Genomic DNA, 2,851 nt, shown 5'->3' on the forward strand with positions numbered 1-2,851 from the left:
GTACGAAGGCCGAGTCCGGCCATCCCAGGCCGCGCGACGCCGGTGCGCAGCAGGTTATGCAACAACGGAGAATCGCCGCGGCGCGGATCGAGTTCGAATCCCAGACTGCTGATCACGCATTGCACGGCTTGTATAGAGTGTTCCCCGTTAACTTCCCGCAGCGTCACCTCCAGCGCTGCGGAGGTAGCGCGGTGCGGAGGTAGCGCGGATTTCTCCGATTCCGCCCTTGTTGATCGTCAGGCGTCCGGTATTTTTAAGAGCATGCAATTGTAGCGCGACTTCGGGTGCGATGCGATGGCGATGCGCATCCCAGTACGAACGCGCATGGCGCAGAAAACGCTGGCGCTCAAGTATGGTTAGTCCGCGCCAAAGCGCCTGAGCCTGATGGCGCGCCGCGTCCATGCGCCATTGCCACGGCCGGCCCGCCCGCCGGTCTTCCTCCACGCTGCCGCGTAATTCGCGCACCAACGCGCGTAGGCCAACGCTGGTCAACGGCTCGCAGCACCCGTGATTGTCGCTGTGCGCCTGGGGAATGAGGCCATGACGGGACACGGCGTGGATATGTCCGCGATGATCGTGACGTTCAAGGGTTAACAACGCATCTACCATCGAAAGACCCGTGCCAACGATCAGCACATCGGCGTCTGGACGCGGCGGCCGGCTCTGTAAATCCCAGGCGTGCACGACGCGCGCGTCCGGAGAGCGCAAGCCGGGGAAGCCGCCCGTGCGACGCGGCGTGTTCCCCACCGCCAGTATTACCAGCGGGGCGAAGAGGCAGCGGCCATCGGATAGCCCGATGCTCCACAGGCCGCGCTCAACTTGCTCGCAATACATCGCCGAGTACCGAAGATGGGTGAACGTGGCGCCCGCTTGGTTGACGGCGACGTTCAGCTCTTGGCCTACGTAGTCGCCGAACCAGCCACGTGGGGTGAAACTGTTTTCGTCCACGCGGGGCGCGGTGTCCTTGTTTTCAGAGCGGGCTTGCGCGCGGGCCTGTGCCCAGCGTGTGTAATGATCGTCGTCATCGTTACGCAGGCTCATGTGTTTCGCTCGCGTGTTTAGCAGGTGGCAGCTCAGACGCGTGGCGTACGCCACACCGCGGCCCAGCCGTACGCTTGGTTCGATGATCGCCAGCCGCGGCGGCGATGCCCGCCGCAGCAGGTGGATCGCGGCGACAACGCCGGCATAGCCGCCACCGATAATCACTACGTCGTAATGTGGCGCGCGCGCGGCGCGGCCGCCCCGCTGGGGCAAATGCAACGACGCTTCACTACTCATGAGTTCGCTCCCTGATTTATGGATACGCGCGCTACAACTTGCCGATCAGCACCTCGGTGGCCTTGAACAAGGCCACCGCTTCGTCGCCGATCTGCAAATCTACGCCGCGGATCGAGCTGGAGGTGACCACCGCGGTGATGATACCGATAGGTGTTTCCACCTCGACCTCCGACACCACCGGGACGTCGTTAATGCGCACCACGGTGCCGCGAAACTGGTTACGTGTGTTTACGGTAATAGTCATGACTGACTCCTCTTGTGACTAAGCGGGTGCGTGTCAGCGCACCCTTAAATGAGCGATTCGGATCGATGACAGACGATCAACGGCCTTCGCTGAAGATGCCCCGTCGTCGAAGTGTTTGGTCTGTGCTTCGTCCCAGCCGCCAAAGTCGTCGATGGTGACCAGCGGGATCTCCTTGAACTGATCCTTGTACTGGGCGGCGACTTGCTTATTACGCGGACGGTAATAGTGCTTGCCAGCGATTTCCTGACCTTCGTTGGTATACAGATACTTGAGATAGGCGGTGGCCACCTCGCGCGTGCCGCGAGCGTCCACTACATCGTCAACCACCGACACAGGCGGTTCGGCGAGGATGGACTGCGAGGGATAGACGATCTCGAACTGACCCGGCCCCAGCTCCTCGATGGCGAGAAACGCTTCGTTCTCCCAGGACAGGAACACGTCGCCGATGCCACGCTGTACGAAAGTCGTCGTGCTGCCGCGCGCGCCGGAGTCCAGTACTGGAACGTTCTGGAAGAGCTTGGTTACAAACTCTTGCGCCTTTGCTTCCGAGCCGTATTCCTTTTCCGCCCAGGCCCATGCCGCAAGATAGTTCCAGCGCGCGCCGCCCGAGGTCTTTGGATTTGGCGTGATGATACTGACGTTGGGCTTGACGATGTCGTCCCAGTCCTTGATGCCCTTGGGATTGCCGGCGCGCACCAGGAGCACGATCGTCGATGTGTAGGGCGCGCTGCTGTTGGGCAGGCGAGTCTGCCAATCCTCCGGGATGAGCTCGGCTTCTGTGTACAAGGCGTCGATGTCTCCGGCCAGCGCCAGGGTCACGACGTCGGCCTCCAGCCATCGATCACCGAACGCGCCTGGCTGCCCGAGCCGCCGTGCGACTGATTGATGCTCACCGTGTCGCCGGTCTTCTCCTGGTAGTACTTGGCGAAGGCGGCGTTAAACTCGTCATAGAGTTCGCGGGTGGGATCGTACGAAACGTTCAGCAGCTCGTACTCCTCGGCCGCGGCGAGCGGTGCCGCGCCGATGATGGCGATTGCCGTCGCCGCCACGATTAAGTGCCGAATATTAAGTGTCATGGTGTGAATACTCTTGGTTTACGTAACGTGGAATTAAAAACTCACCTGCAGACGCGACAGGGCGACCTTCTCCTTGGGGAAGCCAGCCGCGCCGCCGAAAGAGTCGAAGTCCGTTTGAAAGTAGGCAACCGCGGCTTTCAGGTTCTTCGTGAGATACCAGTTCAGACCTAAGCCCCAGGTATCGGCCTCGGAGATCGAGTCGGTCGGATCGGCATAGAGCGGGAAGGCATCGTCGTCCAGGTCAAGCCATCCG

General features: G+C 61.5%; 3 protein-coding genes and 1 pseudogene. All 4 read right to left on the bottom strand.

What is annotated here, in order from left to right; all coding sequences use genetic code 11:
- Nucleotides 1-147: 147 nt before the first annotated feature.
- On the bottom strand, nt 148-1,278 hold the full coding sequence (locus tag H0V34_15015; protein MBA2492932.1) for an FAD/NAD(P)-binding protein: 1,131 nt from the start codon (nt 1,276-1,278) through the stop codon (nt 148-150).
- Between the two features lie 31 nt (nt 1,279-1,309).
- Entirely contained in the window at nt 1,310-1,522 is a 213-nt protein-coding gene (locus H0V34_15020) for a TOBE domain-containing protein (protein MBA2492933.1), read from the bottom strand.
- Nucleotides 1,523-1,555: 33 nt separating this feature from the next.
- Nucleotides 1,556-2,598 (bottom strand): annotated as a pseudogene (locus tag H0V34_15025) (sulfate ABC transporter substrate-binding protein).
- Nucleotides 2,599-2,631: 33 nt separating this feature from the next.
- Nucleotides 2,632-2,851: porin (locus tag H0V34_15030; GenBank protein ID MBA2492934.1), on the bottom strand; the 220-nt coding region annotated here is incomplete at its 5' end.

This window comes from Gammaproteobacteria bacterium (genome assembly GCA_013696315.1).
Lineage (GTDB): Bacteria > Pseudomonadota > Gammaproteobacteria > JACCYU01 > JACCYU01 > JACCYU01.